Here is a 26,457-nt window from a genome sequence, read left to right as displayed (position 1 = left end):
AATCGGAAGAGGAGGAACCAGGCTATGGCTAGCAGTTTGCATAGCTTCCGCATCGCCTTTGTCGGAGCCGGATCGATGGCGGAGGCGATTATCCGCGGCTTGACCGAAACCGGCGTCGCCGATCCCGGCCGGATCGCCGTCGTCAACCGTTCCGATAGCGGCAGGCTGGAGCAGCTTCATGCCCGCTACGGCATCCGGACGAGCAACGACGCTAATACAAAATACGACATGATCGCCGAAGCCGACATTGTCGTTATGGCGATGAAGCCGAAAGACGTCGAAGCGACGTTCCGCGATTTGAAACATGCTATCTCAAGCAAGCAGCTGCTCGTTTCCGTCATTGCCGGCCTGTCCATCGCCAAAATCGCGGCGCTGCTCGAGACGAGCGCCCCGATCGTACGCACGATGCCGAACACGTCCAGCACGATCGGTCTCGGCGCCACCGGCATGGCGTTCTCCGCGAACGTCTCGCCAGAGCAAAAGGAACTCGCGCTGGGCATTTTCGAAGCGGTCGGCATCGTCTCCGTCGTTGCCGAACCACTGCTGGATATCGTAACCGGCGTGTCCGGCAGCGGTCCGGCCTATATTTACTACTTTATGGAAGCGATGACCAAAGCCGCCGTCGAAGGCGGACTCAGCGCCGAGGAAGCGCAGCGGCTGACGCTGCAAACGGTTCTCGGCGCCGCCCGCATGGTCGAGCTGACGCAGGAACATCCCGCCGAGCTGCGCCGCAAAGTGACGTCGCCGAACGGCACGACGCAGGCCGCGATCGAGACGCTCGACCGGCACCAGTTCAGCGAAGGGATCGTCCGCGCCGTGTTCCGGGCGGCGGAGCGCGCCAAGGAGATGGGCGAAGCGATCGCGCCGGACAGCGTGCTGCGGTGACGCGAAGCGGGCGAACGCTTCGGCCGCTTCGTTTTTCGCTAGTAGAGAAGGAGTGAGTGCAAGCATGAACACATACTGTGTCGCCACCTACCGGTGCTACGACGATAAAGCGGATTTCGCGAAAAAAGCGCAAGGGATAGCCGTCGGCCTCACCGTCGGCTCCTGGACCGACCTCCCTGCCGCCAAGCAGAAAGCGATGGAAAAGCATCTCGGCCAAGTGCTGTCGGTAGACGTGCACGAGCCAGCCGGCGGCGAACGCTTCGCCGACATCCGCATCGCCTATCCCGACGTCAATTTCAGCCGTGACATCCCTGCCCTGCTCGTGACCATTTTCGGCAAGCTGTCGATGGACGGACGCATCAAGCTGATCGACGTCCATTTCTCGGAGCCTTTCCTGAGCGCCTTCCCCGGGCCGAAATTCGGTCTTGAAGGCGTGCGGGACCTCGTCGGCGTGCATAACCGGCCGCTGCTCATGTCGATTTCAAGTCGGTGATCGGCCACGATCTGGACGAGCTGCAGGAGCAGTTTTACCGGCAAGCGGCCGGTGGCGTCGATCTGATCAAAGACGACGAGATTTTGTTCGAGAACCCGCTGACGCCGATCGAGCGGCGCGTTGAAGCGTGCCTTAAGGCGGCGGAGCGGGCTTCCCGCGAAACCGGGCAAAAGCTGCTGTACGCCACCAATTTGACCGGTCCGACGTTCCGGCTCAAGGAGCAGGCCCGCAAAGCGATCGCCGCCGGGGCCAACGCTTTTCTGTTCAACGTCCTCGCCTACGGCTTCGACGTGCTGCACGAGCTGGCGTCCGACCCGGACATCAGCGTCCCGATTATGGCCCACCCGGCTATGGCCGGTGCCTTGTATCCGTCGCCGTATTACGGCATCGCCGCAAGCGTCCTGCTGGGCAAGCTGATGCGCGTCGCCGGTGCGGATATCGTCCTCTTCCCGTCGCCTTACGGCTCGGTCGTCATGCCGCGCGAGGAAAATATGGCGATCAAAGAAGCGCTGCTCACGACGAATATCGCAAGCGACTACGTGTATGGCGGCGAGCCAGGCACGCAGGCTCCGGGCGCGGCCTCGGCAGTTAGCGGCGAAGACGCAGCTAATCGGCCCGGCTCTTCCGCCGCTCCCGCTGCCGAGCATGCGCTCAAGCGCAGCTTCCCGGTGCCGTCGGCAGGCATTCACCCTGGCCTCGTTCCGCTCATCCTGCGCGACTTCGGGCGCGACACGATCGTCAACGCCGGCGGCGGCGTGCACGGCCATCCGCAAGGCGCAGCGGCCGGCGGCCAGGCGTTCCGGCAGGCGATCGACGCGGTACTGGCAGGACGTTCGCTGCGCGATTATGCCGACACGCATCCTGAGCTGAAAGCGGCGATTGACATCTGGGGGGTTAAGGAAGCGTGAAGAACGGCAGGCAGAAAGTCATTTTTTGCGACTTTGACGGTACCATTACAGGCAACGACAACATCGTCGCCATCATGAAGCATTTCGATCCGGAAGGCGCCGAACCGATCGTGAAGCGGATCATCGACCGCTCGCTGACGGTAAAGGAAGGCGTCGGCGCGATGTTCGCGCTGTTGCCAACGAGCCGCCGCGAAGAAATTGTTCATTACGCGATTCATAACGCGACAATCCGCGCCGGTTTCGCCGAGCTGCTCGCATACTGCAAGGAGCATGACATCAAGTTTCTCGTCACGAGCGGCGGCATCGACTTCTTCGTCTACCCTTTATTGGAGCCGTTCGGGTTGAAGCCGGAGCAGATATATTGCAACGCCAGCGACTTCTCCGGCGACCGCATCCGCATCGTCTGGCCGCATCCATGCGACGAGCATTGCGACAACCGGGGCGGCTGCGGCATGTGCAAAACGGCGATCATCCGCTCCTACCCGCAGGGCGAGTACGAGCGCATCATGATCGGCGACAGCATCACCGATTTCCCGGGGGCCAAGCTGGTCGACACCGTCTTCGCCCGCTCGCACTTGATCGATCTGTGCGAAGAACTGAAGCTGAACTACTATCCGTTCGAGACGTTCCACGACGTGATCGGGCGGCTGAAGGAGATGGAACGAGCATGAGCCAGGCGGCCCCGATCACTCTCGAACAGAAGCAGCAAGCGTTCACGGAGCTGCAAACCATCAAATCACTGTTCGCCGCGCGCGGCTGGTTCCCGGGCACGAGCGGCAACTTGTCGGTTCGCGTCGGCGACTACCGGCCGGACAGCTTCACGTTTGCCGTCACGGCAAGCGGCAAAGACAAGTCGGTATCGACGCCGGAGGATTTCCTTCTTGTTGACGAGAAAGGCCAGCCGACGGAGGCGACGAAGCTGAAGCCGTCCGCGGAGACGCTGATCCATTGCGAAATATACCGCAAGACGGGGTGCGGCGCCATTTTCCACGTGCATACGGTGTTCAACAACATCGTTTCGGAATGGTACTGGCAGCAAGGATTGAAGCATATCCCGGTCGAAGCGGTCGAGCTGATCAAGGCGTTCGGCATATGGGACGAGGACGCCCGCATCGACATTCCGATTCTCCCGAATTACGCCGACATTCCGCGTATCGCCGAGCTGGTGCCGGACGCCATCGTGCCGCGCATTCCCGGCATCGTGCTGCGCAATCACGGCATTTACGCGTGGGGCGCCAATGCGTTCGAAGCGAAGCGGCACCTGGAGGCGTTTGAATTTTTGTTCGAATACGTCTACCGCTGGCAGCTGCTGAAAGGCAAGTTATGAAAAAAGGAACCGCGTCTCATGGCCGAGACGCGGTTCCTTTTTGCTTTACGGGCTTATGCCCTTCGTATCGAGCCGGTATTCATCTCCTTGCCTGATGGCATGGAACTCGCGCTTGTCGTATCTGATCAAGCCGTCCCACTGGCTTTGTCCTGCCGCTGCGGGCTTGAAACTGTCCGAAGCCGGCTTCACTTCGTACGTTACGGTAAAGGTAAAATCGTCGTAGCTTTCCCGCGCGAGGCGAACGTCCTGGATGCGGTAATCGGCAATGCGGCGGCTGGCCGGTACGGATGAGCGCTTCTGCGACGTAAGGTAGTTATGGAAAAGCTCCTTGGCCGTATCGAGGCGCGGTGTGCAGTCGCCAGCCGGCAGCAAAATGTGAATCGGAACGTTGACGAAATAGCTTCGGAATTGCAGCGTATGCTTCCATTCCACTCCGTCTTCCCCAAGCGTTACCGGACGGATGAGGCGCAGTCGGACGACATAGTCGCCCTGCGGCACCTGATCCCCGTTCGCGTCGGTCTGATTCCAGGTGTATCCTTCAATCGAATAGTTGCCCTGTCCGGTGATGGACGTCGCCGTTTCCGGCAGCAGGGCGCTCCAAACCGTCTGCTCTTCCCCGCCTGCCAGCCGCACGATATCGATGGCGAACTGCGCCGGCGCGTCGAGCCGGACGGTGTTGCGCGAAAAATTCGTCATCGATACGCCGAGCTGCAGCTTCGTGCCGGGCTTAATTGGGCCATTCGGCGATTCGAGCCAGACGTTGACCGGAAATTCCTTGCCCACCGCTCCGGCCGCTTCCGTTTGTCTGAACTGCCACTTCCGGTCCCCCGGGCTTTGCTTTGTGGCCGGCGGCGGTGCATATTGGTCGGGGTCCGGAACGTTGTACAGCCAAGCCTCGCCGACCCAGTCACTGTCAATGCGTTTCCAGCCGCCGACCGTCCCGCTGACGTTGACCTGCTGCGGGGCGATGACGCCGAGCGGCTTCGCATCGAAGCTTGGATACGCGTACAGCACCGTTTTTTGCTGAACATCGGCGGACATCGTTTGTTCGGATACGCCCGCGGGAACGGCGATGTCCGGATTGATCCAGGCATCCCAGCCGCTTGTACGGATATGATACCAGTTGTCCTTCTGCTCAAACGCATGCACCGTTTGCGGCGAAAGCTCCATCACCAGCTCCGATAAGCCGTCCGGCCTCGCGAATACCGGCGTCACAGCCGCCGCAAGGGCCAGTTCCTGCGGTTTCGCCTGAACGTCCAGCAGCATATCGCCGGAAATGCGTATCCACTTGCTGCCGAGCCACGTTCCTATTTTCAAATACGAGCCACTGATCGCCTCGGCGTGAACGGTCTGCTTGCCGAGCATGATCCCGGTGCCGGTGCCGCTTTTCGGCTCGTCGTACAGCTCAGTCTCGGCAAGCAGCGCGACATCGGACGCGACCAGCTGCTCCTGCCCGTTAAAATCGGCTTCCGTCAGCTTCACCCATTTCTCGCCCCGCCACGTCGCAATCCGGTACCAGCCATAATCGGCATTTTTGTCGTTCTGCTTCATGCCGGTAATGTACACTTCTTGCGGCGTCAGCTTCACATCGGACGGATCCTTCTCGCTCGGAGCCTCGTACGTATCGGTCAGTTTGCCGAGCGTTACGGTAGCAGGGTAGGCGTTCGTCGCTTGCGCCGGATTCGGTGCTAAGCCGAGGCATAGAACGGGGGTCAGCGCAACGAGCCACATCCATTTGTTCAGACGGCCCACCTCCAGAAAAAATTTGCCATCGCGGCATCTCTTGCTTCAGACGAGACGAAGCGGGAAATCGTTGCACCGTACAACCTGAGGTAGCGGACAATTTTCTGCGAATAGCGGGACAATCCCCCTCATAAATTCTAGTAATTTGAGTTTAACGGGGGAGTTATCGCCGCGCATGATGCACCTGATAGAAATTCAACGTTATCTGCAATTGGGTGTCGGTCTGCTCTGGACGATCACCTATATTCTTATTATCGCAAAAGGCTTCCATGACCGTGTTGCCGGAGTTCCTTTGCCTGCTCTGTGCGCCAATTTTATGTGGGAAGCGATATTTTCTTTCGTGTTTCCTCAAGAGTCTTTACAGCAAGCCATAAACATCGTCTGGTTCGGTTTGGACTTTATCATCGTGCTCCAGTTTATCCTATACACGAAAACGCAAACATTGTTTAACATGAAATGGACTGCGTTTTTATTCGGTTTGGCGTTATCTTGTTCGCTGATACTCGGCATTACGTTTGAATTTGAAGATTTTTTAGGCAAATACTCGGCATTTGCAAATAATCTGATGATGTCATTGTTATTCGTTAGAATGGTCTTAACCCGTGGCGTACTGGGCCAATCTTTGACCATCGCTTATACGAAGATGACCGGGACTCTACTGGCCTCCGTCGCAGGTTATTTTTTATTCCCTGATTCCGTTCTGCTGTTCATTACCTATTTATTTACCTTTGTGCTCGACGTCGCTTACATTATTTTAATTCGGCAATCGACTGTAAAAATAATGAAAACCAAATCCGTCATCCGTGTGTAGTTCGATTCTACTTTTATGTTCGTTGGGATGCAGACTTGGACCAAACAATGATCTCTTTATCAACTTCATCCATGTAACCGGTATTTCGCCTTCCTCTCTACCACGTGAGCCATTTTCCTCTGTCATCGTCAACAGCGTTGAATGATAAGTTTCCGATTTGCTAACAAACAATATTTCCTCGGCAACTTACTCCACCTTTGGTATGCTAACAAACACATTAAATACACCTTATAGTAATTACTTATACGTCTTTCAAACTGGTTCAAATACTTTGTCTGCGGCAAAATGTCGTGATTTGCTTCAAGACTATCGGAAACATAAGAGTAACGGGAAAAGCTCCTTCACATTTTAAATCCTGCCACGTGCGAAAGAATGTTACTGGAATTTCTCCCGTTAAATCGGCGCATTACCGTTACATCACAGATTTATCGCTAGATTAGTAGGTGGTTTTCCCGCTAACCGATCCTACTGGGCAAATATGGCCAATATTAGCAGGAGATTTTCCGGCTACGAATTCTGGGGCATATGTTCGTGGTAGGCCAGCCGCCCCCCTGCTCCGCCGCGACCAAACAAAAAAAGCCTAAAATCAACAGATTTTAGGCAAAAACACGCTGCTACTATTCAACTCACACTTGCCACTTACGTCCGCATCCCGCCGCTGCGGAACCGCTGCGTGAATTCCTTCGCCTGCTCGGCCGTCTGCACCCGGTTGCGGCTCCATTCCAGCAAGATCCGGTCAATGTAACGGAAGTGCAGCTTGCCCGCAAACACCGCTTCCTTCAAGGCGGCCAAAATAAGCTCCTCCTTGTAGTTATCCTTGTCGAGCCAGGCGGAGATCGTTTCCAGCTCCATCGGCGTAAGCGGCCGGGCGAATTCGTTCTCGAAAATCGTGAACACATTTTTTTCGCTCGCAGCCCCGCCGTCAGCCGCAGCGGATGCCGCCGCGCGGGCTTGCTCTGCCGCTTGCACTTCGGCCGCGAGCAGCTCCGCCAGCTTGCCGAACAACGGCTCAAAGTTGTACCGTTCGTACAGCACCCCGCTCGTCTCGTCCGTTCGCTCGTCGATGGTGACAAGCCCCAGCTTGAGCAGCTTCTGCAGCGAAGCGATGACCGCTTCCGGCGGCGCCGCCATGCGCGATTGCAGCTCGTCGATCGTCGGGAATTCTTTATGTTCCTTGTCGACGAACGCCATAAGCTGTATGAGCAGCATCGCTTCTTGCTCGCCGAGCTTCAGCGCTTTGTACGACTTGAGCAGTATGTACGGCACGTGTACTTCACCTTGCCGCAGCCCTGCGAGCGCATACGTTTCCAGCCGTTTGCGGTCGCTGCCGGTACTTCGCATTTCCCATCCCCACTCTCTATAAAGACAATGAACGGCGGACACCTCGGTGTCCGCCGCCTTAGCCCGCACCTGGGCCGCCGTTACGGATACAAACGGTACAGCAGTCGCGGGAACGGAATCGTCTCACGAACGTGATCGAGCCCGCAAATCCAGGCCACCGTACGCTCCAGGCCGAGGCCGAAGCCGGAATGCGGCACGGAGCCGTATTTCCGCAAATCGAGATACCACGCATACGCTTCTTTCGGCAGCTCGTGCTCCTCAAAACGCTGCTCCATCAGCTGCGGATCGTCGATGCGCTGGCTGCCCCCGATAATTTCGCCATAGCCTTCCGGCGCGATGAGATCGGCGCACAGCACCACTTCCGGCCGCTGCGGGTCGGGCTTCATGTAGAACGCTTTGAAGCTCGTCGGATAGCGCTCGATAAATACCGGCTTGTCGTAGTTTTCGGCGATCGCCGTTTCATGCGGCGCGCCGAAATCTTCACCCCAAGTGAACTCGAAGCCTTTCTCGTTCAGAAACTTGACCGCGTCGTCGTACGAAATGCGCGGGAACGGCGCAAGCACGTTTTCCAGCTTCGACGTATCGCGCTCCAGCGTCTCAAGCTCTTTGCGGCAGTTTTGCAGCACCGATTGCACGATGTGCGACACAAACTGCTCTTGAATGCGCAAGTTTTCCTCGTGATCGACGAACGCCATCTCCGGTTCGATCATCCAAAACTCGATCAAATGGCGGCGCGTCTTCGACTTCTCGGCGCGGAACGTCGGCCCGAACGAGTAGACGCGGCCGAGCGCCATCGCCGCCGCTTCCATGTACAGCTGCCCGCTCTGCGTCAAATAAGCGTCCTCGTCAAAATATTTCGTCTGGAACAAATTCGTCGTTCCTTCGCACGAGGAAGGCGTCAAAATCGGCGGATCGACGAGATGGAAGCCCCGTTCGTTGAAAAACTGCTGCACCGCCTGAATGATTTGGGCGCGTATGACGAGAATAGCCCGCTGCCGCGGCGAACGGATCCACAGATGGCGGTGATCCATGAGAAAATCGACGCCATGCTCTTTCGGCGTAATCGGATAGTCGGTCGAGATTTGAATGACTTCTACGTTCTCCACCGTCATTTCGTAGCCGATTTTGCTGCGCGAATCTTCGCGAATGACGCCGCTCACATACAGCGAGCTTTCCTGCGTCAGGCTGGACGCCGCTTCCCATACCGCTTCGCTTACCTCGTTTTTGACGACGACGGCCTGCATGAAGCCGCTGCCGTCGCGCAGCTGCAGAAACTGAATTTTGCCGCTCGAACGTTTGCCGTGCAGCCAGCAGCCGATCGTAACGGACTCTCCGATATAGTTCCGGGCTTCCCCGATAGTCGTTTTCGTAGCCATGCGTCCATGTATCCTCCTGCCAGAATCAAATCTTGCGCTATTCCCAAATTGCGCTGTCTAACGTTCCTATTGTACACCATTTGACGGCGGCCGTCATGAATCTAAAGGCTGGCGCCACGGCAACTTTTCCGCGGCAGCATCCGCTGCTGGCACTTGGCCCCCGCTCACTAAGGCGTACGTATCCCGGGCGATGACCCATTCTTCGTTCGTCGGAATAACGAGCACATCCACCTTCGAGCCGTCCTTCGAAATGAGCCGTTCCTTGCCATGCCCCGTCCGGTTCCGCTCTTCGTCCAGCTCAACGCCGAGAAATGTGAGCTCGCGGCAAACCACCTCCCGCACCGGCGCCGAATTTTCCCCGACGCCGGCCGTAAATACGAGCGCGTCGATGCCGTTCATGGCCGCAGCATAAGCGCCGATATATTTGCGAATGCGGTAGCAGTACATTTCGAAAGCAAAGCCGGCGATCCGGTCGCCTTTCTCCATCGCCTCCGTTACTTCGCGCACATCGCTCGATATGCCGGATATGGCGATCAGGCCGCTATGCTTGTTCAGCATCGAACTGACTTCCCCAACCGAAAGCTCCTCTTTGGCCATAATGTACGGGACGACCGCAGGGTCGATATCGCCGCTGCGCGTCCCCATCATGAGCCCTTCCAACGGCGTCATGCCCATGCTCGTATCGATCGATTTGCCGTTCAGCACCGCCGTGCAGCTTGCCCCGTTGCCGATATGGCAAGTGACGATTTTGAGCTGGTCGTACGGCTTGCCGAGAAAAGCCGCCGCGCGTTCGCTCACATACGCGTGCGACGTGCCGTGAAAGCCGTAGCGCCGTATTTTGTGGCGGCGGTACAGCACCATCGGAATCGCGTACAAAAACGCCCGGGCCGGCATCGTCTGATGAAACGCCGTGTCGAACACGACGACCTGCGGCACGTCCGGCAAGTTCGCCTCCACCGCCTGAATGCCGAGCATGTGCGCCGGATTGTGGAGCGGCGCCAAATCGAACAGACGCCTGATTTCGCGCTTGACCTCTTCGTCCACGATGACGGAGCCGGAAAACGTCTCGCCTCCGTGCACGACGCGATGGCCGACGGCGCCGATGTCACTGATCCGCTCCAGCACGCCGTGCTGCGGATGCGTCAGCATGCCAAGCACTTTGCGGATCGCCGCCGTATGCTCGAGAATTTCGCTCACCTCGCGCACTTCCGGCTTGGCCGCCGGCTCGTGGGTGAGGATGGCGGTATCCATTCCGATGCGCTCGACCTTGCCTTTCGCGAGCACCGACTCGTCCCGCATGTCGTACAGCTGATATTTCAGCGAGGAGCTCCCTGCATTGATAACGAGCACGTTCACACCCGGTCACCGTCCTTGTCGTAGCGGAAAAAGCCTTCGCCCGTCTTCGTGCCGAGCCTGCCGGCGCGCACCATCTGCTTCAGCAAAAACGACGGCCGGTATTTGATGTCGCCGAATTCGTGAAACATCCGGTCGAGCGCCGCGAGCACCGAGTCGAGCCCGAATCTGTCGGCAAGCTCGAGCGGCCCGTAGCCGAAGCTGTAGCCGATCCGCATCGCGGCATCGATATCTTCGGCGGAGGCGACCCGCTCCGCCAGCGTATGCATCGCCTCGTTGATCAGCGTGCAGATGAGCCGCGTCGTCACGTAGCCCGGCGATTCGTAAACGAGAATCCCCTTTTTCTGAATCGTCTCCTCGACGAAGCGGCGCGTCCCGGCATAAGTTTCTTCCGACGTTTTCACCGCGCGAATGATTTCCACCAGCTGGATTTTCGACACCGGATATATAAAATGCAGCCCGATGACCCGCTCCGGCGCCCGCGTCGTTTCGGCCAGCTCGGTTAAACTGAGCGTCGACGTGTTGCTGGCGAGAATGGCCGGCGGCGGACATATGCGGTCGAGCTCGCGAAATACTTCCTTCTTTGCCTCCATATCCTCGTGAATCGTTTCGATGACGAGCTGGCAGCTGGCCGTTTCGCCAATATCGAGCGTTCTATGTATTTTCGCCAGGAGCACTTTTTTCTCCGCCTCGGTAATGGCCCATTTCTCGAGCCGCTTATCGAGCGCGTAGTTGATCATCTCCCAGGCGTGGTCAAGCTTCTCCTGTGTCTTTTCCACGAGCACGACGTCAAGCCCCTGGCTCGCCAGCATTTCGGCGATGCTTTGCCCCATTGTGCCGCCGCCGACGACGCCGATTCGTTTCACCTGCATGTACGCGACTTCCTCTCCAAAGTCATTAGAATGTCTGCATACAGTCATCATAGCACGTTTTCAAATCATGTTTCATTAGATTGCCCAATCGCTGCGACACCTTTCGCCAAATCGCCACAATTGCTCATGCAGAAAAAGGCAGCCCCGCTGCTGTGCGGTGCTGCCTTCCCTTTTGGCCGATCCGATACTCTTAAGCGATCCGTTCTTTCGTCTGTTCGAGCAGGCTGCGGAACTGGGCGCCCGACAGCACTTCTTCCTTGATCAAAATATCGAGCGATTGCTCGAACACCGAACGATATTGCTCCAGCAAAGCCCGCGTCCGGCTTGTCAGCTCCTCGAGAATCGCCGCGTTCTCCTTCATCAGCTCTTCCTTCGTCACCATGCCGCGGTCGATAATGCCGAGCGACGTCAAGCCGCAATCCATCATCGTGTGCACGAGGCTGATCGCCTGCTCGAAGTCGTTGCGCGAACCGGTCGAGCGGCTGCCGTAAAACATTTCCTCCGCAGCCGAACCGGCGAGAGCGATCATGATTTGCTGCTCCAAATATTCCTTCGTGTACAAATATTGGTCCTGCTGCGGATTGTGGCGCACGAAGCCGAGCGCTTTGCCGCGCGGGCTGAGCGACACTTGCGACACCGAGGCGGGACGCAGCAGCTCCGCCGCTATGGCGTGGCCGAGCTCATGGTAAGCGACGCGATTGCGCTCCTCGTTGTTCGTTTCACGGTCGGTCTTTTCGCCCATCATCACTTTGTCGATGGCCAGCGACAAATGCTTCTGGGCGATTTCCTCGTCCTCGTGGCGCAAGGCGTATATCGCCGCCTCGTTCAAGACGCTCTCGAGATGGGCGCCGGAGAAACCGAACGTTTGCTCCGCCACTTGCTCGAGATTGACGTCTGCGGCGAGCGGCTTGTTTTTCGCATGAATGTTCAGAATCGACAGGCGGCCCTTTTTGTCCGGCAAGTCGACTTCGATGTGGCGGTCAAAACGCCCCGGACGCAGCAGAGCGCTGTCCAGCAGCTCTTTGCGGTTCGTCGCCGCCATGAGCAAAATGCGCGGCGAATCGGACGTATGAATGCCGTCCATCTCCGTCAGCAGCTGGTTCAGCGTCTGGTCGTATTCGCGGTGCTGGCCGCCGTCGCGCTTGCCGCCGATCACGTCGATCTCGTCGATGAAGATGATCGCGCTGTCCCTGCCTTCTTTCGCCGCCTTTTGGCGCGCTTCGCGGAACAAATCGCGGACGCGGCTTGCGCCGACGCCGACATACATCTCCACGAATTCGGAGCCCGACGCCGCCAGGAAGACGGAATTCGTATAATGCGCCGCGGCTTTGGCCATGAGCGTCTTGCCCGTGCCCGGAGGCCCCGTCAGCAGCATCCCTTTGAGCGGCCGGATGCCGAGCTTCTCGATCTGATCCCGCTTCACGATAAAATCGAGCGCCTCGATCAGCTCTTTTTTGGCCCGGTCTTGGCCGCCGATCTGGTCGAACGTCAAGTACGTAGGTGCTTTCGCCTTCGATTTGCTCCCGCCGCTCGAGCCGCCTCCGCCGATGCCGAAGCCGCCGCGGGCGCGCGTCATGAAAAAGAGCGACACGCCGACGACCGTCATCAAAATAATCGGCACGACGTTAACGCCTATAAAGAGCAGGAAAGCGATCAATACCGGAATGACGCCGATGGCGATTTCTTTGCCGAATTTACCCATTTTGCCACACCACCATTTTCTCGCCGGTGCGCGGCAAAATGACGTACTTGCTCTTGTCGCCTTGCGTCATTTGCACGTACACGTTCTGGTCGTCCATTTCCGTAGACACGGACAGTCCCGCCAGCTCGGATTTGTGCTGCTCCAGCACTTTCGGTATGGAAGCGTATTGCTTCGTCTCCATCGCCTGGGCGACATCGAACAACGCCGACGACCACCAGCGCTCCAGCGCTTCGGAAGAAACGTTCGTCACGTTCACTTTCACTTCGCGCTTGCCGACAATCGCGGCGCCTTGCGTTTCGATTGCCTGATATACTTGGCGCAGCGAGGAACCGGCCTTCGGATCGAGCTTCAGGCTGACGTCCACTTCGTCGGTTTTCAGATTCATCTGAACGTCCTTCACGCCGGGAACGCCTTGCACGATGTTCATGAGCGGATTTTCCATCGCATAACTATGATAGCCGAACCAACCGCCGAACAAGATTACGGACGATACGGCGACGCTTATTGCTATCGGTAAGAGACGCAGTCTCACAGCAACGTCCCCCTTTCTGGGTGTAAAATTTATGATAAAAATGACGGATTATCGTTAATCGGATCGGAAATGCTATATGCAAAGTATATCACATCGTATATACCGATTGGGGATGTAATGAGTGGAAGGGCCGCCAGAACATGCGCGTTTACCGGAGCAGAGCAGCCCGCGTAGAGGCGCGGCAAATTGTTCCTGATACAAGAAAAAAGCCCGGCCTCCTATTGGAGACTGAGCCTGTATGTGTCGATGTGAGCGCCGTCGGCGAATTTCACATAATCGTAATAGTATCGTTTCGCACCAGACGGCTCCGGACGACGGTAAAACAGCTCCCATACATAATCGTCGTGAAGCTTGGCGGGAACGACTCTCAGCACTTCGGCGTCGGGCGCCCTCTTCAGCAGCATATTGCGCGCCTCATCGGGGCTTATGCCCGCTGAGGCTTTCTCAATGTGCGTGCCGCTGGGCCCGAGCCATACGATGAGCTTTTCGTGCTGGGCGTCTGTGCCTGTCACAATCGTGTAAGCGGCGTCGCCGTTAAACGACTGCACGTTGTCAATCTGCACGAGTCCTGCCTCTTTCGACGCGGCGGTTTTCGCCTGATCGAGTTCCAGCCAGTGATCGTGCTGCACGCCATAGTAGAAGCGGCTCAGCAAGATGACAAGCGTCACAGCCGCAAACAAAGCGAAAAACGCTATCCGTCTGCCCATTAGCCCCACTCCTTACCTGGCCAGCAAACCTTCGAAACGCGCCGCGAATTCCCGTTTGATTCGCTCCTCGTCAAGCGTCAGGCACACCCGGTTTTCCATCACCCAGCTGCCGTTCACGCATACGTCCGCGACGTCTTGGCCGCCGGCGGAATAAACAATGTGCGAGATCAGATCGGTGCGCGGGAAGAAATGCGGCTGATCGATGTCGAGGGCGATGAAATCCGCCTTATTCCCGGCGGCAAGCGTTCCGACGCCGTCCAGCCATATCGATTCCGCGCCGGCAGCCGTTCCCATGCGCAGGGCCGTACGCGCCGGCACCGCTACCGGATCGCCCGACACTCCTTTATGGATAAGCGCGGCCAGCTGCATCTCTTCAAACATGTCGAGATTATTGTTGCTTGCCGAGCTATCGGTGCCGAGCGACACTTTGACTCCGGCCCGCATCAGGTCGATGACCCGCGCCACACCGCTCGCCAGTTTCAAGTTGCTGCCGGGGTTGTGCGAAACGCGAACATCGTATTTCGCTAGCGTGGCAATCTCTTCGTCGGTCAAATGGACGCCGTGCGCGACCAGCGTCGGCCTTGTGAACACGCCAAGCTTCTCCAGATGGGCTACCGGCCGCAGGCCGTATTGCTCGACGTTCGCCTCCACTTCGCGCGCCGTCTCCGACATATGCGTATGAATCGGCAAGTTCAAATCGTGCGCCGCCTGCACGAAGCGCTCGATGTAGTCCGGCGGGCACGTATACGGGGCGTGCGGGGCCATCATCGTCGTGATGCGGCCATCGGCTTGTCCGTGCCAGTCGCGGGCGAAGCGGATCGCTTCCTGCAGCTTGCGCTCCTGCACGTCCGGCGGGCAGAGGCCGATGACGCCGCGCGTCAAAACGCCGCGTATGCCGGATTGGCGGACGACCTCGGCGACCTGATCCATATGATCGTACATATCGACGAACGACGTCGTGCCGCTTTTGATCATTTCAAGCACCGATAAGCTTGTTCCCCAGTAGACGTCCTCCGAGGTGAACTTGGCTTCCATCGGCCACATTTTTTGCTCCAGCCATATTTGCAGAGCCAGGTCGTCGCCATAGCCGCGCAGCAGCGACATTGCGGCATGGCAGTGGGTATTGACCAGCCCCGGCAAGTACAGCTTGCCGCTGCCATCGATGACCCTGTCGTATTGCTCGATCGGGTGAGGCGGGGTCTCCCCCAAAAAAGCGATGCGGTCGCCTTCAATGGCCATGCAGCCGCGAACGATGCTGTTCTCGGCGTCGGCGGTAACGAAAATTGCGTTCCGAATCAAAGTTTTGCTTATGCTCATAATGAAATGTTTCCTTCCGGTGGCATAAATGCTTGCATCTTTCAATGTACAATGGAACATGGCGAAAATCAAGGCGCGTCATACGCTGCATATTCGCAGGGCAAGCTAACGTTATGCACCGGTCCTTTGACAAAAGTTGAACTTTCGCATAGATTTCACTTGATAATTCGACACATTCGTCGTTAAATGGTTAAGGAATTATTAATTAGGGACTTACATAGTGGAGGAACGAAACCCGTGAAAATGTTCATGAACAAGGGAGAAACCGATTTTATGTCGCTGCTCATACAAGGCGCCGAGAACGCCTTGGAAGGAGCTCACCTGTTTCGGACGGCGATGATGGGCGACACGCCTCCGGCGGACCACTTTCAAGCGATGAAAGAGCTCGAGAGCAAGGGGGACCAAATTACGCACCGCATTTTTAAAGGGCTGAACCAGATGTTCATCACCCCGCTGGAACGGGAAGACATTATGGCCCTTGCTTCCAAGCTGGACAACGTCATCGACGGCATCGAAGCGACGCTCGCGAGGTTCGATTATTTGAACGTTCACGTCACCGACCAGTACATGAAAGATTTCTCGGCCGTATTTGTCTCGTCCTGCCAGCACATTTTGGACGCTTTCAAGCTGCTGTCGAAAAAGAAATATATGCAAATTTCGCAGCATACGGTGCAAATCAACGCGCTTGAAAACGAAGGCGACCGCCTGATGCGCGAAGGCATCCGCGACATTTTCCTGAACCAGCGCGATCCGTACACGGACTTCAAGCTGAAAGAGCTGTATGAGCGAATGGAGCAGACGACTGACGCCTGCGAAGATGTGGCGGACATACTGGACGGCGTCGTTCTGCGCTATTCTTGATCGGTGCGGGGGAAACCATGACGATAACGACTACTCTTATCCTTATAGTACTATTGGCACTCGCTTTCGATTTCATCAACGGTTTCCACGATACGGCCAACGCGATCGCGACCTCGATTTCGACCCGCGCCCTGTCGCCTAAAGTAGCGGTATTGTTAGCCGCCACGCTGAACTTCGTCGGTGCTGTCGTTTCCTCCGAGGTGGCCAAGACGATCGGCGGCAAAATCGCCGACCCGGCCAAGCTATCGCACGGCGGTTGGATCGTCATCGCCGCGCTGATCAGCGCCATCGCCTGGAATTTAATCACTTGGTATTTCGGCATCCCGTCGTCTTCGTCGCATACGCTGATCGGCTCGCTTGCCGGCGCGGTCATGGCGGGAGCAGGCGCAGGGGCTGTCAACTGGCACGGCTTCGTGCAAATTGTCGAGATTTTGATCCTGTCCCCGATCATCGCTTTCGCAGTCGGATTTGTCATTATGCATCTCATCAAATTTGTAGTACTAGCTACCGGCAATTCGTCGCGCACCAAATTGAACCGGATGTTTCGCTCGCTGCAAATTTTGTCCGCCGGACTGCTGTCGTTCTCGCACGGCGGCAACGACGCGCAGAAGGCGATGGGCATCATCGTGTTCGCTCTCGTTTCCACCGGCATTCAATCCGACACTCAGCACATCCCGATGTGGGTTAAAGTAGCCGCCGCCATCGCGATGGGGCTCGGCACCTCGATCGGCGGCTGGCGCATCATCAAAACAGTAAGCCGCAATCTCGTGCGGATCGAGCCGATCAACGGCTTCGCTTCGGACCTGACGTCTTCGATTGTCATACAGACTTCGACTGCCATGGGCATGCCGCTGTCGACAACTCATGTCATCTCCTCGGCCGTACTCGGCACGGGTAGCGCGCTGCGGCCCTACGACGTCAAATTGGGCACGGTCAAACGGATGATCATTACGTGGGTCATCACGATTCCGATCAGCATCGTACTTTCCTATGCGATTTACTGGGCATTATTCAGCTGGGTGTGAAAATTTACGTACAAAAAAGCGCGTTCCGGCAACTTGGCCGGAGCGCGCTTTTTATTTGTACGGACTCAGTCCAAATAATACGCCAAGCTTTGCAGCTCGGCCGTAAAATCGGCGTGATGCACCCGCACTTCGTTCGGCACTTTGATAATGACCGGCGCGAAATTGAGCACCGCCTCGATGCCGGCCGCTACGAAGCTGTTGGCGACGTTTTGCGCTTCCATCGCCGGCACCGTAATGATGCCGATGCGGACGCCGAGGCGGCGAATCGTTTCGGCCAGCTCGCTCATCGGCTGCACCGTCAAGTTGCCCATCGTTTCGCCCCACTTGCCCGGGGAAGCGTCGAATACGGCGACGATCTTCATCTCTTCGCGCAAATAAATGTTGTAGTTGCAAAGTGCCCTGCCGAGATTGCCGGCACCGACGAGAGCGACCGGTATGTGCCGGTCCAGCTTCAAAATTTGCCTGATTTTCTCGATCAGGTAGCCGACGTCGTAGCCGATCCCCTTCTTCCCGAATTCGCCGAAGTAAGCCAAATCTTTGCGGATTTGCGCCGGATTTAAATCGAGCTTCTGGCCGAGCTCTTGCGACGACACGGTCATCACGTTTTTCATCGCCAGGCTGTTCAAATAGCGCAAATAAATCGGCAGCCGCCGGACGACGGCTTCGGATATTTTCTCGGTTTTCACCCCGGCTCCCCCTCCATCTCCAGCCACTGCTGTATGCGCGCCGTCATTTGCTTCGCCGGCATATGCTCGATCTTCGGCCCCGGCAGCGAATACAAGAAATATTTGCCGTAATTGGTCTCGATCACCCGCGTATCGTAGATGATGACCGTCCCCCTGTCCGACGCGCGCCGGACAAGGCGGCCGAAGCCTTGCTTGAAACGGATCACCGCTTGCGGCACCGACAGCTTCATGAACGGATTCTGATTGCTTTTCTTAATAATCTCGCTTTTCGCTTCGGCCAGCGGATGGTTCGGAGGTTGGAACGGAAGCCGGACAATGGCGAGGCAAGTGAGCGCATCGCCCGGAATGTCGACCCCTTCCCAGAACGAGCTTGTGCCAAGCAGTACGCTGGCGCGGCTATCCTGGAACTGGCGCAGCAGCTTGCTGCGGTTGCCGCTATCTACGCCTTGGCCCAGCACCCCGATGTCGTGCGGCTGCAGCCGTTCCTTAAGCGGACCGTGCACCTGCTTCAGCATGCGCGACGAAGTAAACAGCACCAGCATTCGCCCTTTGGTGACAAGCGCCACTTCGTAGAGCGAGTCCAGCAAAGCGGCAACAAACGCTGCCTCGCCCGCCGTGCCGCCCTTGATGCCTGGGAAATCGCGCGGAATGACGACAAGCGCTTGTTTGCGATAATTGAACGGCGACGGCAGCTGTACCGTCTTCAGCTTCTCCGGGCCGTTCTCCGCTTCGAAGGAGGCCGCCAATCCGAGCTGCTCGCGCATGTAATCGAACGACTTGTCAACGGAGAGCGTCGCCGACGTAAGCACGATGCTATCCTTTGTATCGAAAAAGTGCTCCTGCAGCAGCGGGCTGACGTCGTGCGGGACGCTGACGAGCGTCAGCGAGCGGCTTTTCAAGTAAGCCCCCGCTTCCATCCAGTACACGTATTCGGGGTCCGGCATGCGCATGAAAAACCGCAGCGAATCCCGGTAACGAATAAGATCCTTCAACGAGCCGTTCAAGTCGGTGACGAGACTTTGCACCTCGTATTCGTCCTGCAGCTCCTTCAGCTCGCCGACGAGCTTTTCCAGCGGCTTGACGATCTCCGTCACGTTCAAATACAGATTGTCCTCCTGCACGAGCAGCTCGTTCCAAACCGGCGGCAGCGACTCGGGCTTCATCCTGAGCACATATTGCCCGGTTTCCGTCGCCGACGGATCGAGGCTGGCCGCCGACACGATGCCGTACAGCTTTTCGCACAGCACATCCCACTGCTCGCGCGCCTCCATTGCCCGCGTACCAAGCGTCTCGGCCGTCTCCAGCCACGCTCCCGCCCGCTCGTCGCCGTCATGCTGCTGCAGCCGGAACTGCAGCGACGGCAGCTGGCCGCTGCGGGCATCTTTATAAAGCCGCTGCAGCGTTCCGGCAAAGCCGAAATAAGGCGTCTCGACGCCGAGATGCTTGCTGGCCACCTCTTCAAAATGGTGCGCTTCGTCGATGACGAGATGTTTGTAGGCGGGCAGAAGCCGGTTCTCGGCTTTCATATCGGTGAACAGCAGCGAATGATTCGTAATAATCAAGTCGGCGATATTCGCTTCGTGGCGGGCGCGGTGATAGAAGCACTTTTTAAACCACGGGCACGCCCGGTTCAAGCACGAATCGGTATCGCTCGCAACGGAATGCCAAAAGGAGCCGCCGCGCTGCGCCAGGTGAAGCTCCTCCTCGTCGCCGCGGCCCGTTTCGCCGAGCCACACGATCATTTGCGCGGCGGTCAGTACGTCCTCTTTCGTATTGTCGAAATCTTGCGCGTTCATTTTGTGCTCGAACTTGCGCAAGCACAAGTAATGGCTTCGCCCCTTCAGCACCGCCGCCCGGAATTTGGCGGGAAACAGCTCCTGCAGGAGCGGAATGTCGCGGTCTCGCAGCTGCTCCTGCAAGTTGATTGTATGCGTGCTGACGACCACTTTACGATCCTGCTTCAAGCCGAAATAGATCGCTGGAATCAAATAGCCGAGCGACTTGCCGGTTCCGGTGCCGGCTTCGATCATCAGGTGCTTGTCTTGCTGCAGCGCTTCCTCGACTTCGCGGATCATTTCCTCTTGGGCCGCACGGTTTTCGTAAACCTCGAATTTCGTTTGCAACGTTTCCTTGAACTCGGCGTAAAACTGCTCAAAATTGTTGCTGAGCCGCATCACTTCGATTTCGTCGCGAACACTCTCTTCCGTGTCCCAGTTGTCCACAGCGAGCGTAAATTGCCGGAAATAGCGGTCTGCGTCCATATCGATGCCCGTTTGCTGCTCCTTGAACGCAGCAACCTCCTGCAGCAGCCATCCGATGTCGGAGCTCGGGTACGCCTGAAACAAATAGCTTAACCGCTGAACGGTAAGCAGCGGCAGCGACAGCAGCTTGTGTAGGCAGATGAGCCATATTTCCGCGGTCACCTCGGCATCGCTGTCCGCCTGATGAGGCCGCTCGTGCGCGACGCCGAACGCGTCCGCCACCATCGACAGCTGCAGGCTGGCGAGCGACGGAAACAAGAAGCGCAGCGCTTCCAACGTATCGAGCACCCGGCCGCCGAACGGTCGGTAGCCGGTGCGGGCAAGCGCCCGCTGCAGAAAGCCGAAGTCAAAGGCGACGTTATGCGCGACGAGTACCGCGTCAGCCAGCAGCGGCTGCATCTCGGTGATGACTTGATGAAGCGACGGCGCGTCCTTGACCATATCGTCGGTAATGCCCGTCAGCGCTGTAATAGAAGAAGGTATACGAATCCCCGGGTCCACCAAGGAGGTATACCTGTCTGTGATTTGAAAATCGTTTATAATGACGAGCCCGACTTGAATAATTTCATCGGTCTGCCCGCTTCCTGTCGTTTCGAAATCGAGTACCGCGAACTTCATGACTCCATCCTCTCCCCAACTTGCTCCCCTTAGCATACCAAATTTGTTTCCAAAAAGGGAATAGCAAGTTATTCGCGGGGCGTTTCTCCCGAAAGAGGAGGCGGCTGAAGCGAGGTAAGCAGCGGTTCGAGACATTCGGGCGAGCTGTCGAACGCTTTTTTGAAATAGTGGCAGGCGATCTCCACGTTCTGATTTTGCATCTGAATGCAGCCCATCACATTGTACGAAATGGCCTTCATCTTGTTATTTTCGGTGAGCGGCAGCAAAAACTGAAAATGCCGGTAAGCGTCCGCGGTTTCCCCGCTGCGCAAGTACGCCATCGCCAAGTAGACGCGGGCCAGCAAAAAATCGGGCTCGCGCTTCACCAAATCCTCGAATTCGGCAATCGCCTTGTCGTACATGAGCAGCTTGTAATAGCCTTGCCCCCGCGCGAATTGCTCGGTCTGTTTGGGCGGAGGGCCCAGCTGGAGCAAGTTGTCGTGAAGCCATTTGGACGGATCGGCTTGAGGCTTGAGAACGGCTCCCAGCTTCTCCTCGAACAAGAGCCACGATTCGATACATTCGTCGCTCATCGCCTTGAGTACGTGCAATTGCTCGTCAAGCTCCGCCTTTTGCGTACTTGTCGCCGTCGGATAATGCTTCGCAACGTGATCGAGAACCTCGTTCATCGTGGAGAACAAATGCTTGAACACGGGCATTCCTCCCACAAGTGGCGTATTCGTTCGATGGCTGTGTGGAGATGACGAACCGTCCCGCGAGCGGCTGTCCGAAACATCCGAATCTGCGCTCCTCCGGCGGTATTCGTTGTTCTCATTGTGTGCCCCGCGGCTTTATTTCATGCATGTAAGGATTAAACGGCTTCCGCCGTACTTTGGGGCGTGCGCGTTTACTTGCGTTAAGCTGGCTTCGAGACGCACAGCACGGAGCTCGCCGTTATTGCTTCGGTCTGTCGTTTTCTGACATGAAACCAGCCATAACAGGCTTCCCGCTGGAGCAAAAAAAGGTTCCAGCCGCGCTTACGCCGCGGCTTGGAACCTTCATCTTCACAATATGGTTGCCGGCTCTTCTTCCTTCAGCAGCTGGACCACTTTGTTACCTTCGCCCATAATGGCTACAGTCGGCTTGTGGCGCCGCGCCTCTTCGTCGGTCATCGTTGCGTACGAAACGATGATGACCGTATCGCCGGTCTGGACGAGCCGCGCCGCGGCGCCGTTCAGGCAAATGACGCCGGAGCCGCGCGGGCCGGGAATGATATACGTTTCCAGACGGGCGCCATTGTTGTTGTTGACGATTTGCACCTTTTCGTTCGGCAGCATATCGACGAGCTCCAGCAGATCCTGATCAATCGTAATGCTTCCAATGTAATTCAAGTTTGCTTCCGTCACCGTTGCGCGGTGCAGCTTCGCTTTCATCATCGTGCGGAACATGGAGAATGTCACTTCCTTCGGATTAGCGGATGAATGGCTGGTTGCCGGATAAAATGACGTTATCGATAAGGCGCGTATTGCCGAATTTGACGGCTAAAGCAATGATCAGCTCTGTACCTAGCTCAGGATACCACGTATGGATTTCGCGGAAGCCGGGATACGTCAGCGCCTCGGCATAATCGATGCGGGCCAGCGGCGCAGTTGAGATATGATTGACAAGCAGCGATTTGAGCTCGGAAATCGTGACGGACGATTGGCTAAGCGCGTATTTTTTTGCCTTGGCCAGCGCCTGCGACAGCACGACCGCCTGCGCCCGCTCTTCGGGGGACAAATAAACGTTGCGGGAGCTTTTGGCAAGTCCGTCTTCCTCGCGCTCTGTCTCGCAAGGCACAATCGTGACATTCATATTCAGGTCGTCGACCATTTGCCGAATAACTGCGACTTGCTGCGCATCCTTCATGCCAAAATAAGCGCGGTCCGGTTGGACGATGTGAAACAGCTTGCTCACGACGGTCGCCACGCCGTCGAAATGGCCCGGGCGGGATACGGCGTCGAGCTTCGTCGTCACGTCGCCTGTGACCGTGACGCGGGCGTTGACCGGCTGCGGATACATTTCGCTTACTGTTGGCATAAAGATGAAGTCGACACCGGCCTGCTCGGCGACGGCCACGTCGCGCTCTTTGTCGCGCGGATACCGGTCGAAATCTTCATTCGGACCAAATTGCAGCGGATTGACGAAAATGCTCAGGACGACCGTATCGTTCTCCGTCCGAGCCCGCTCCATCAAGCTGCGGTGCCCTTCGTGCAAATAGCCCATCGTCGGCACGAAGCCGACGGTATGTCCTTGCCCGCGGCGCGCGCCCAGGCGCTTGCGCAGCTCCGCGATCGTTTCGATGATTTCCATTGCGCTTGGTGCTCCTTGGCCGTATAAACTCGTGGCGGGCAGCCGGTCCGTAAAACTGGAAGGTTGCGTCATTATATTTTTACGCCTCCGCCGTACAACGACGTCAACAGCTCGCCGTCGGCCGCAAATGCGTGCTTCGGCAGCGGGAATTTGCGTTCTTTCACATCCTGGACGTATTGGGCGATGCCGCCGCGGATCGTATCCCCGATGTTCGCATACGTCTGAACGAACTTTTTGGCGGGCGCCCCGCTGTCATAACGCAGCAAGTCGTGATAGACCAGAACTTGTCCGTCGCACCCCGCGCCGGAGCCGATGCCGATTGTCGGTACGGCGAGCTGCGACGTGATCCATTCCGCCAGCTCGGCCGTGATCAGCTCTAGCACGATCGCAAATGCCCCCGCTTGCTCAAGCGCCAGAGCGTCCTGGAGCAGCTTTTGCGCTTGTTCGGACGTTTTGCCCTGGATTTTGTAGCCGCCGATCTGGTGTACGGATTGCGGCGTGAGTCCGAGATGACCCATCACCGGAATGCCGGCTTGCGTCAGCGTTCGCACCGTCTGCGCGATCTCGGCCCCGCCTTCCAGCTTCAGCGCGTGAGCGAGCCCTTCCTGCATGAGCCGCGCGGCGTTCCCGAGCGTAGCGTCGATGCTGCCGTGATACGTCAGGAACGGCATATCGGCGACGACGAACGTTGCCTTCGCCCCGCGAGTCACCGCCTTCGTATGATGCAGCATGTCGTCGAGCGTCACGGGGACAGTCGTATCGTACCCGAGTACGACGTTGCCGAGCGAATCGCCGACGAGAATAATGTCGCTCCCCGCTTCCTCCGCCAGCTTCGCCGACGGATAGTCGTAAGCGGTGACCATAGCGATCGGTTGCCCGTCCTGCTTCATCTTGCGCAATTTCGAGACTGTGACCGGTTTTTTCCCTTCCATGACGCATCCCAGCTTCCTGTTCATATTGGGGGTTTCATGCAAAAATGCCCTTCCGGCTCTGGGCCGAAAGGGCAGCGAAGGTCATAAAAACAGAAAAACAGATGACCCTTTCTGTCTCGGTCCTCACGGCTCTGAGCAGAATCCGACAATCTTGCTTAGTACTACGTTATGCAGTTTTGCGAATTATCGACGAGCTTCGAGTGCAGTTCCAGAAGATACCGCCTCGTTAGCTCGATTATAGCAGATAGCAGAACAAAAAGATATACTCAAAACCCTTGATTTGGTGATCGCTGTTCGGTCCCAGGCATCAGCGGGCAGCCGGCGGTGGGACTGCGCTGCGCATCGGAATTGGGGCCTCCGGCATCCGTTAAAGCCGCATTCCTTGATTCCACTGCGGCGAATGATCCGGGATTAAAAAAGTCGTCTCTTAGGCTTCAATTCGCATGTTCCGCTTCGCAAGCCGCCTGCTGCCGCGGCTGATGCCGCTACCTGAGCTCAACTTCGCCGGAGAAAATTTTCGTCATCGTTCCGTCGGCGAGCCGAACGTTCAATCCGCCGCTGTCGTCCAGCGATTCCGCGATCCCTTCCAGTTCTCCCTGGGCTGTACGCACCCGCACCGGACGGTTTAACGAAGCGCTGTTGGCCTCCCAAAGCGAACGTATCGGCCCGAAGCCTTGCTCGTCATACAGCTTGTACAAAGCTTCAAACTCTTCCAGCACAGCTGCAATCAGAACTTCGCGTTCAAAACGGTGCCCGGCTTCGATCGCCAGCGACGTTGCGATGCTCCGCAGCTCCGGCGGGTAATCGTCCGGCAGAAGGTTGACGCCAATGCCCATTCCGGCGACGATGTACCGCAACCGCTCGTCCTCGGCGCTCGATTCGAGCAAAATGCCGCAAATTTTTTTGCCGCCGATGAGCAGATCGTTCGGCCACTTGATGCCGACCGGCACGCGAGCAATGCGCACAATGGCGCGGCACAGCGCCACCGCGGCGAGCAAGGTCAGCTGCGGCGTGAACTGGAGCGGAATGCGCGGCTTCAGGATCAGGCTCATATAGATGCCCGCCCCCGGCGGCGAATGCCATACTCTCCCCATTCGTCCGCGGCCTGCCGTTTGCCTGTCGGCGATCACCAGCGTTCCTTCCTGCGCCCCTTGCGCGACAAGCTCGTGCGCCTTCGTCTGGGTGGAATCGAGCGTGTCGTACACGTGCAGCGTATGCCCGAGCGTTGTTGTCCGCAGCAGCTCCCGAATGCGCTCCGGCCTCAGGCGCTCCGGGACTTGGACGAGTCTGTAGCCGCGTTTCGGAACCGCTTCGAACTCGTAGCCGTCTTCGCGCAGCGCCGCGATGTGCTTCCACACCGCCGTGCGCGATACGTCCAGCCGCCGGCTCAGCTCCTCTCCGGAAACGAACGAGCCGCGGTGTTGTTCCATGATGCGGATAATCTGTTCCTTCAAGCTGGGATTCCTCCCTGTAACGTGCTATGGCATTTGGGGTATTGCTGTAGCTTGTGCTGTTGGTTGTGCTGTTGCTTGTGCTGTTGGTTGTGCTGTTGCTTGCTCTGTTGCTTGTGCTGTTGCTTGTGCTGTAGCTTGTGCTGTTGGTTGTCTAGGACAAAGACAACATAGCGGAACGTATTTCCGTTATCGTCGGCATTTCCCATTATTTCCCGAAATTAGCGGAACAGCAATCCGTTATTTGCTCGCAATAACGTGCCAGAAGCGCCGATTAGCCGACAAACGAGCCAATTAGCGGAACGATGTTCCGTTAATATCTCGCAGCCATCCGCATTTTTGAAAATAACGGAATATCGTTCCGCTATGACTTCGCGGGGGTAGGGGCAAGTGGTGCGCCTGCGGTTGGCTTTGTTTTGTTGTACGATTTATGCGCAATGCACGCCCCTGAGCAGGGGCATAGTAAGAACGGTACCAAGGGCCGGCTGTTGCCGAAAACGCAATTGCAGCGGCTCCTCAATCTAATCGGAGGAGTGCAAGTGTATGTAGCGCAATTCTGGCACGAGAATCTGGCGTTTTCGAAATTTGGCCTGCTCTAGTTGCTGCCAAAGCAAGTAGAGCGCTCCAAAATAACGTTCCCGGAGCTCCAGATGAGCAAAACGCAATTGCAGCAGGGCTAAGCAGCGGTCATCCGATCTCGACTAGCTCCCTTTGTGCGCAGCAGCGCGCAGCCGCTTTGCGGCGGCGAGCAGGGCGCCAGGTTCGTTTGGCGTCTCGCCGAGAGCGACGCGTTCGAGCAGCGCCTGCAGCAGCTCACCGAGCCACGGGCCGCCCCGCTCGCCGAGCGCCGCCAGCACGTCGCTGCCGCTGACGGCGAGCTCGCCGAGGCTCGTCGCCGGCATCGCGGCGAGCCACGCCTCGCCGC

Annotated in this window: 22 protein-coding genes and 2 pseudogenes; 7 read left to right on the top strand and 17 right to left on the bottom strand. The window is 57.4% G+C overall.

Translation table 11 applies throughout. The features are described 5' to 3' along the window. Positions 1 to 24 precede the first annotated feature (24 nt). The 4 genes and pseudogenes from proC (at position 25) to mtnB (ending at position 3,613) form a co-directional block, all read left to right on the top strand. A complete protein-coding gene (gene proC / locus SD70_RS16025) occupies positions 25 to 885 on the top strand; it encodes a pyrroline-5-carboxylate reductase (protein WP_041048550.1) in 861 nt (286 codons plus the stop codon). 64 nt (positions 886 to 949) lie between these two features. Next, a pseudogene (locus SD70_RS16020) lies at positions 950 to 2,286 on the top strand (2,3-diketo-5-methylthiopentyl-1-phosphate enolase). Next, positions 2,283 to 2,957 (top strand): 2-hydroxy-3-keto-5-methylthiopentenyl-1-phosphate phosphatase, encoded by a 675-nt coding sequence (locus SD70_RS16015; protein ID WP_041048549.1) that lies wholly within the window; start codon positions 2,283 to 2,285, stop codon positions 2,955 to 2,957. Before SD70_RS16020 ends, SD70_RS16015 begins: the two are co-directional and overlap by 4 nt. Further along, positions 2,954 to 3,613, top strand: a complete 660-nt coding sequence (gene mtnB, locus SD70_RS16010) for a methylthioribulose 1-phosphate dehydratase (RefSeq protein ID WP_041048548.1) — start codon at positions 2,954 to 2,956, stop codon at positions 3,611 to 3,613. The genes SD70_RS16015 and mtnB overlap by 4 nt, the downstream gene beginning before the upstream one ends. A 45-nt stretch (positions 3,614 to 3,658) precedes the next feature. On the opposite strand, the gene SD70_RS16005 is transcribed toward mtnB, so the two are convergent. After that, positions 3,659 to 5,365, bottom strand: a complete 1,707-nt coding sequence (locus SD70_RS16005) for a hypothetical protein (protein WP_156158048.1) — start codon at positions 5,363 to 5,365, stop codon at positions 3,659 to 3,661. Positions 5,366 to 5,531: 166 nt separating this feature from the next. On the opposite strand from SD70_RS16005, the gene SD70_RS16000 reads away from it, so the two are divergent. Beyond that, positions 5,532 to 6,167, top strand: a complete 636-nt coding sequence (locus SD70_RS16000) for a transmembrane-type terpene cyclase (RefSeq protein WP_041048546.1) — start codon at positions 5,532 to 5,534, stop codon at positions 6,165 to 6,167. A 639-nt stretch (positions 6,168 to 6,806) separates the two neighbouring features. On the opposite strand, the gene SD70_RS15995 is transcribed toward SD70_RS16000, so the two are convergent. The 8 genes from SD70_RS15995 to SD70_RS15960 form a co-directional block, all read right to left on the bottom strand. Continuing rightward, on the bottom strand, positions 6,807 to 7,508 hold the full coding sequence (locus SD70_RS15995; protein WP_041048545.1) for a DnaD domain-containing protein: 702 nt from the start codon (positions 7,506 to 7,508) through the stop codon (positions 6,807 to 6,809). An 80-nt stretch (positions 7,509 to 7,588) separates the two neighbouring features. Then, a complete protein-coding gene (gene asnS, locus SD70_RS15990; RefSeq protein WP_041048543.1) occupies positions 7,589 to 8,884 on the bottom strand; it encodes an asparagine--tRNA ligase in 1,296 nt (431 codons plus the stop codon). Positions 8,885 to 8,977: 93 nt separating this feature from the next. After that, a complete protein-coding gene (locus tag SD70_RS15985) occupies positions 8,978 to 10,240 on the bottom strand; it encodes an acetate/propionate family kinase (RefSeq protein WP_052487516.1) in 1,263 nt (420 codons plus the stop codon). After that, on the bottom strand, positions 10,237 to 11,109 hold the full coding sequence (locus SD70_RS15980; protein WP_041048541.1) for a 3-hydroxyacyl-CoA dehydrogenase family protein: 873 nt from the start codon (positions 11,107 to 11,109) through the stop codon (positions 10,237 to 10,239). The genes SD70_RS15985 and SD70_RS15980 overlap by 4 nt, the downstream gene beginning before the upstream one ends. A gap of 190 nt (positions 11,110 to 11,299) precedes the next feature. Continuing rightward, positions 11,300 to 12,811: an AAA family ATPase gene (locus tag SD70_RS15975; RefSeq protein WP_041048539.1), complete on the bottom strand. Its 1,512-nt coding sequence runs from the start codon at positions 12,809 to 12,811 to the stop codon at positions 11,300 to 11,302. Then, entirely contained in the window at positions 12,804 to 13,343 is a 540-nt protein-coding gene (locus SD70_RS15970) for a hypothetical protein (protein WP_041048538.1), read from the bottom strand. The genes SD70_RS15975 and SD70_RS15970 overlap by 8 nt, the downstream gene beginning before the upstream one ends. 218 nt (positions 13,344 to 13,561) lie before the next feature. Further along, positions 13,562 to 14,050 carry a cell wall elongation regulator TseB-like domain-containing protein gene (locus SD70_RS15965; RefSeq protein WP_052487514.1) on the bottom strand — a complete coding sequence of 163 codons (489 nt, stop codon included), beginning with the start codon at positions 14,048 to 14,050 and terminating at the stop codon, positions 13,562 to 13,564. A 12-nt stretch (positions 14,051 to 14,062) separates the two neighbouring features. Then, positions 14,063 to 15,367 (bottom strand): amidohydrolase, encoded by a 1,305-nt coding sequence (locus SD70_RS15960; RefSeq protein WP_041048536.1) that lies wholly within the window; start codon positions 15,365 to 15,367, stop codon positions 14,063 to 14,065. A 243-nt stretch (positions 15,368 to 15,610) separates the two neighbouring features. On the opposite strand from SD70_RS15960, the gene SD70_RS15955 reads away from it, so the two are divergent. Further along, complete coding sequence (locus SD70_RS15955) at positions 15,611 to 16,228, top strand: DUF47 domain-containing protein (RefSeq protein WP_041048589.1); 618 nt, start codon at positions 15,611 to 15,613, stop codon at positions 16,226 to 16,228. Positions 16,229 to 16,245: 17 nt separating this feature from the next. Continuing rightward, complete coding sequence (locus SD70_RS15950) at positions 16,246 to 17,253, top strand: inorganic phosphate transporter (RefSeq protein ID WP_041048535.1); 1,008 nt, start codon at positions 16,246 to 16,248, stop codon at positions 17,251 to 17,253. 65 nt (positions 17,254 to 17,318) lie between these two features. On the opposite strand, the gene SD70_RS15945 is transcribed toward SD70_RS15950, so the two are convergent. The 8 genes and pseudogenes from SD70_RS15945 to SD70_RS15900 form a co-directional block, all read right to left on the bottom strand. Continuing rightward, positions 17,319 to 17,939, bottom strand: a complete 621-nt coding sequence (locus tag SD70_RS15945; protein ID WP_041048534.1) for a redox-sensing transcriptional repressor Rex — start codon at positions 17,937 to 17,939, stop codon at positions 17,319 to 17,321. Next, positions 17,936 to 20,818, bottom strand: coding sequence for an ATP-dependent DNA helicase DinG (gene dinG / locus SD70_RS15940; protein WP_041048533.1), 2,883 nt, complete (start codon positions 20,816 to 20,818; stop codon positions 17,936 to 17,938). Before dinG ends, SD70_RS15945 begins: the two co-directional genes overlap by 4 nt. A 68-nt stretch (positions 20,819 to 20,886) precedes the next feature. Beyond that, positions 20,887 to 21,510, bottom strand: a complete 624-nt coding sequence (locus SD70_RS15935; RefSeq protein WP_052487513.1) for a tetratricopeptide repeat protein — start codon at positions 21,508 to 21,510, stop codon at positions 20,887 to 20,889. A 351-nt stretch (positions 21,511 to 21,861) separates the two neighbouring features. Next, positions 21,862 to 22,245, bottom strand: coding sequence for an aspartate 1-decarboxylase (gene panD, locus SD70_RS15930; RefSeq protein ID WP_041048532.1), 384 nt, complete (start codon positions 22,243 to 22,245; stop codon positions 21,862 to 21,864). Between the two features lie 22 nt (positions 22,246 to 22,267). Beyond that, a complete protein-coding gene (gene panC / locus SD70_RS15925) occupies positions 22,268 to 23,149 on the bottom strand; it encodes a pantoate--beta-alanine ligase (protein WP_041048531.1) in 882 nt (293 codons plus the stop codon). 71 nt (positions 23,150 to 23,220) lie between these two features. Next, the gene (gene panB / locus SD70_RS15920) at positions 23,221 to 24,081 is read right to left on the bottom strand and encodes a 3-methyl-2-oxobutanoate hydroxymethyltransferase (RefSeq protein ID WP_041048530.1); all 861 of its coding nucleotides are present in this window, start codon (positions 24,079 to 24,081) and stop codon (positions 23,221 to 23,223) included. A gap of 485 nt (positions 24,082 to 24,566) precedes the next feature. Continuing rightward, a complete protein-coding gene (locus SD70_RS15915) occupies positions 24,567 to 25,535 on the bottom strand; it encodes a biotin--[acetyl-CoA-carboxylase] ligase (protein ID WP_041048529.1) in 969 nt (322 codons plus the stop codon). Positions 25,536 to 26,233: 698 nt separating this feature from the next. After that, positions 26,234 to 26,457: pseudogene (locus SD70_RS15900) on the bottom strand (CCA tRNA nucleotidyltransferase); the annotation flags it as partial.

Origin of the sequence: Gordoniibacillus kamchatkensis (genome assembly GCF_000829455.1) — a bacterium.
Classification (GTDB): Bacteria; Bacillota; Bacilli; order Paenibacillales; family NBRC-103111; genus Gordoniibacillus; species Gordoniibacillus kamchatkensis.
The sequence above is the reverse complement of the archived record's forward strand: the minus strand, read 5'-3'. Positions and strand labels throughout refer to the sequence as shown.